This is a genomic window from Bergeriella denitrificans NBRC 102155, assembly GCF_001592185.1.
GTDB classification, from domain to species: domain Bacteria; phylum Pseudomonadota; class Gammaproteobacteria; order Burkholderiales; family Neisseriaceae; genus Neisseria; species Neisseria denitrificans.
Window position 1 is genome coordinate 1 of sequence record NZ_BCWL01000183.1, and the last position, 4,198, is coordinate 4,198.

At 55.4% G+C, this 4,198-nt stretch carries 4 protein-coding genes; 3 read left to right on the forward strand and 1 reads right to left on the reverse strand.

Annotation, left to right across the window (positions count from 1 at the left end):
* Positions 1–55 precede the first annotated feature (55 nt).
* On the reverse strand, positions 56–733 hold the full coding sequence (gene radC / locus BDE01S_RS08735; protein ID WP_066080313.1) for a RadC family protein: 678 nt from the start codon (positions 731–733) through the stop codon (positions 56–58).
* Positions 734–1,121: 388 nt separating this feature from the next.
* On the opposite strand from radC, the gene BDE01S_RS08740 reads away from it, so the two are divergent.
* Genes BDE01S_RS08740 through BDE01S_RS08750 form a run of 3 tightly spaced genes read left to right on the forward strand, consistent with a single transcriptional unit; the run spans position 1,122 to position 4,135 of the window.
* Positions 1,122–2,246 (forward strand): ABC transporter ATP-binding protein, encoded by a 1,125-nt coding sequence (locus BDE01S_RS08740; protein ID WP_066080316.1) that lies wholly within the window; start codon positions 1,122–1,124, stop codon positions 2,244–2,246.
* A 15-nt stretch (positions 2,247–2,261) separates the two neighbouring features.
* Positions 2,262–3,242: an ABC transporter permease subunit gene (locus BDE01S_RS08745; protein ID WP_066080319.1), complete on the forward strand. Its 981-nt coding sequence runs from the start codon at positions 2,262–2,264 to the stop codon at positions 3,240–3,242.
* Positions 3,242–4,135: an ABC transporter permease subunit gene (locus tag BDE01S_RS08750; RefSeq protein ID WP_066080322.1), complete on the forward strand. Its 894-nt coding sequence runs from the start codon at positions 3,242–3,244 to the stop codon at positions 4,133–4,135. Before BDE01S_RS08745 ends, BDE01S_RS08750 begins: the two co-directional genes overlap by 1 nt.
* Positions 4,136–4,198: the final 63 nt, after the last annotated feature.

Consider the following 4,198-nt stretch of genomic DNA (forward strand, 5'->3'; position numbering starts at 1 on the left):
GCCGGGCGAGCCAACGCCGTAGCAGAATTTAAGTTCTCCGACTATACCAACAGCCTTAATCCATCAAACCTTGAGCACGCATTGAGCAGCTTTGCCGCGCGGTGATGATAAAGTGGTCGAGCAGATCGATGTCCACCAAATCCAAAGCCTGCTGCAGGCGGCGGGTGAAATAGATGTCGTTTTCAGACGGCTCTGCCGACCCGCCGGGGTGGTTGTGCGCCACGATGACGGCCGATGCGTATTCGTCCAGAGCGAGCTTGACGATTTCGCGGATATAGACGGTGTTTTCCGCCACCGTGCCGCGCGACAGCTCGCGTGCAGTAATCAGGCGGTTTTGGCGGTTGAGCAGCAAGGCGATGCTGACTTCGACTTTTTCATGTCCCAGATGCAGGCGCAGGTAGTCGGCTACGGTATCCGGGCCGTCCATTACCAAGCCTTCCTGCAATTCTTCGGCCAAAATGCGCCGCCCGATTTCTTTGACGACGGCAAACTGGGTAAAGCTGGCCGCGCCCATTCCTTTATAGGCCGACAATACTTTGGCTTCGGCGCTCATGAGCTTGCCCAGGCTGCCGAACGCTTGCAGCAGGTAGCGTGCCAAATCCACCGCGCTCATGCCGCGCGTGCCGACCCGAAGCAAAATGGCCAACAGCTCGGCATCGCTTAATGCGCCCGCGCCCCGTTCCAATAATTTCTCCCTCGGACGCTCGCCTTCCGGCCAGTGTTTGATGCTCATGCTATTCTCCATATGCGCTTTTGTTGTCCGAAAATATTAAAACAGCACGCCGAAACTGCAAGCACAGCACACGCTACCGGGCAAAAGCGTTGTATTCCCGCCCGTATTCGGCAAAATCAGCCAATCGGGGCAATTTATTATTGCCCTGAGCGGCGCAAGGCTAATATAATTATGGGTTTGTTTGCAAAGGCTTCGCCAGCCTTAGCAAACGGCAGGCCCGCTGCCTGCCCCGATTGATTTCGGAAATGCAATCCGTGCTGCCCGTGCGCTCCACAAGTGTTTCAGACGGCCTGCCGCCTGGACACCCTCCAGCAATCAAACAGCTTTTTATCACCCTTTCGAAAATCCGTTTTGCCGGTACTCGTTCTCTTTTTGGAGTATTGCCATTATGACCGCACATACTGCGTCTTCCGCCAAGCCTTATCTGCAAATCCAGGGCCTGGTGAAAAAGTTTGGTGACAATTACGCTGTCGATAACATCGACTTGGACATTTACCAACATGAAATCTTTGCCCTTTTGGGCAGCTCGGGCAGCGGTAAATCCACGCTGCTGCGTATGCTGGCAGGCATGGAAATCCCCAATCAGGGCAAAATCATTCTCGACGGTCAGGACATTACCAAGCTGGCGCCCTACGACCGCCCGATCAATATGATGTTCCAAAGCTACGCGCTGTTTCCGCACATGACTGTGGAACAAAACATCGCTTTCGGCCTGAAGCAGGACAAAATGCCCAAAGGCGAAATTGATGCGCGCGTGGAAGAAATGCTGCGTCTGGTGCAGATGACCAAATTTGCCAAACGCAAACCGCACCAACTATCCGGCGGCCAGCAACAACGTATTGCTTTGGCACGCAGTTTGGCCAAACGTCCGAAAATCCTGTTGCTCGATGAGCCTTTGGGCGCATTGGACAAAAAACTGCGCCAGCAAACCCAATTTGAATTGGTGAATACGCTGGAGCAGGTCGGCGTCACCTGCATCATGGTGACCCACGACCAGGAAGAAGCCATGACCATGGCCACACGCATCGCCATTATGTCCGAAGGCCAGCTGCAGCAAGTGGGCACGCCGGCCGATGTGTACGACTACCCGAACAGCCGCTTTACCGCCGAATTTATCGGCGAAACCAATATTTTCGAAGGCGTGGTGATTGAAGACCATGCCGACTATGCCGTTATCGAATGCGAAGGCTTGGAAAAACACGTCCGCATCGACCACGGCTTAGGCGGCCCGGCCGAGCAGGATTTGTGGGTGAGCATCCGCCCCGAAGACATCGATCTGTATAAAGAAAAACCCGACCACCTGGGCGACTTCAACTGGGCACAGGGTACGGTGAAAGAAATCGCCTATCTGGGCAGCTTCGCCATCTACCACATCAAGCTGGCCAACGGCCGCGTTATCAAGAGTCAAGTGCCCGCTCCCTACTGGTATGTGCGCAACATCACGCCGCCGACTTGGGACGAAACCGTATATGTCAGCTGGCCGGAAAACCAGCCGACTCCGTTGTTCCGTTAAAGCGGAGGTGGTGTAATGAAATTATTCGATACCCTCAAAAAAGCGCTGCTGCGCCCCAAAGGCCGCCGCGCCGTGGTGGCCGTGCCGTATATCTGGCTGCTGGTCTTTTTCCTCGTACCTTTCGCCATCGTGCTGAAAATCAGCTTTGCGGAGCAGGAAATCGCCATTCCGCCGTTTACCCCCTTAACCACGGTGGACGAAGATTTAGGCCGTCTGAATATTGCCGTCAGCTATCAGAATTATGCCGATATCTTCCAAAACTTCTGGACGACATTGGGCCAAATGCTCAATCCGTTCAGCGGCAGCAACGGCGATAACATCTACCTGCTGACTTACTGGTCGTCGATTAAAACCGCGCTGACCACTACCGTCATCTGCCTGCTGATCGGCTACCCCACCGCCTACGCGATTTCCCGCGCCCACCCGTCCATCCGCAACGGCCTGCTGCTGGCCATCATGCTGCCTTTCTGGACATCTTTCCTGCTGCGCGTGTACGCCTGGATGGGTCTGTTGGGTCACAACGGCATCGTCAACAACTTCCTGTTGAAATACGGCATCATCAGCGAGCCGCTCGATTTGTTTTACAACGCCTTCTCGCTGAATCTGGTGATGGTGTATGCCTATCTGCCGTTTATGATTCTGCCGCTCTACACCCAGCTGGTCAAACTCGACGGCCGCCTGCTGGAAGCCGCTTCCGACTTGGGTGCAGGTCCGATTAAATCCTTCTTTACCATCACGCTGCCGCTCTCCAAAACCGGCATCATCGCCGGCTCCATGCTGGTATTCGTCCCCGCCGTCGGCGAATTTGTGATTCCCGAGCTGGTCGGCGGATCGGAAAACCTGATGATCGGTAAAGTATTGTGGCAGGCATTCTTCGACCAAAACAACTGGCCGCTGGCTTCTGCTGTTGCCGTTGTCATGGTGGCGTTGCTGGTGGTACCGATTGCCCTGTTCCAGCACTACGAAAACCGAGAAATCGAAGAAGGAGGCAAATAATGCAGAAAAACAAACTGTCGTGGTTTCTGAAACTCATGCTCTGCCTGTCGATGGCGTTTCTGTATATCCCCCTGTTTATTCTGGTGATTTACTCGTTTAACGAATCCAAGCTGGTGACCGTATGGGGCGGCTTCTCCACCAAATGGTATGCCGCGCTGCTGCAAAACGACACCATTTTGGAAGCCGCCTGGCTGTCGCTGCGGATTGCCTTAGTGTCCTCACTGGCCGCCGTGGTGCTCGGCACGCTGGCGGGCTATGCCATGGCGCGGATTAAACGCTTCCGCGGCAGCACCCTGTTTGCCGGCATGATTTCCGCGCCCATGGTGATGCCCGACGTGATTACCGGCCTGTCCATGCTGCTGCTGATTATCCAGGTACAGATGTTTCTGCAAAACAGCGAATGGCTGCAGGCGCTGTATTTCGACCGCGGCTTTTTCACCATTTTCCTGGGGCACACCACCCTGTGCATGGCCTACATCACCGTCGTCATCCGCTCGCGCCTGATTGAGCTGGACCAGTCGCTGGAAGAAGCCGCCATGGATTTGGGCGCGCGCCCGCTGAAAATCTTTTTCGTGATTACCCTGCCGCTGATTGCTCCGGCCATCGCCTCGGGCTTCCTACTCGGCATTACCCTGTCGCTGGATGATTTGGTGATTACCTCCTTCCTCTCCGGCCCGGGTTCGTCCACCCTGCCGCAGGTGATTTTCTCGAAAATCAAACTCGGCCTCGACCCGCAGATGAACGTGCTGGCAACGATTTTAATCGGCATCATCGGCACGCTGGTGATTGTCATCAACTACTGGATGATGCGCCAGGCCACCAAGCGGGAGCGGGAAGCCGCCGAAGCCTACCGTCAGGAAAAGCTGGCCGCCGAACGCGCCGCACAATCCTAAACCGCCGTATCAACGGGCTGCCCTCGGGTGGCCCGTTTATTTTCCGCCGCGCGGGGCGTGATA

Bases quoted from the DNA above. Each gene is read 5' to 3' on its own strand.
- BDE01S_RS08740 (WP_066080316.1), top strand. From the start codon at position 1,122: ATGACCGCACATACTGCGTCTTCCGCCAAGCCTTATCTGCAAATCCAG.
- BDE01S_RS08745 (WP_066080319.1), top strand. From the start codon at position 2,262: ATGAAATTATTCGATACCCTCAAAAAAGCGCTGCTGCGCCCCAAAGGC.
- radC (WP_066080313.1), bottom strand. From the start codon at position 733: ATGAGCATCAAACACTGGCCGGAAGGCGAGCGTCCGAGGGAGAAATTA.
- BDE01S_RS08750 (WP_066080322.1), top strand. From the start codon at position 3,242: ATGCAGAAAAACAAACTGTCGTGGTTTCTGAAACTCATGCTCTGCCTG.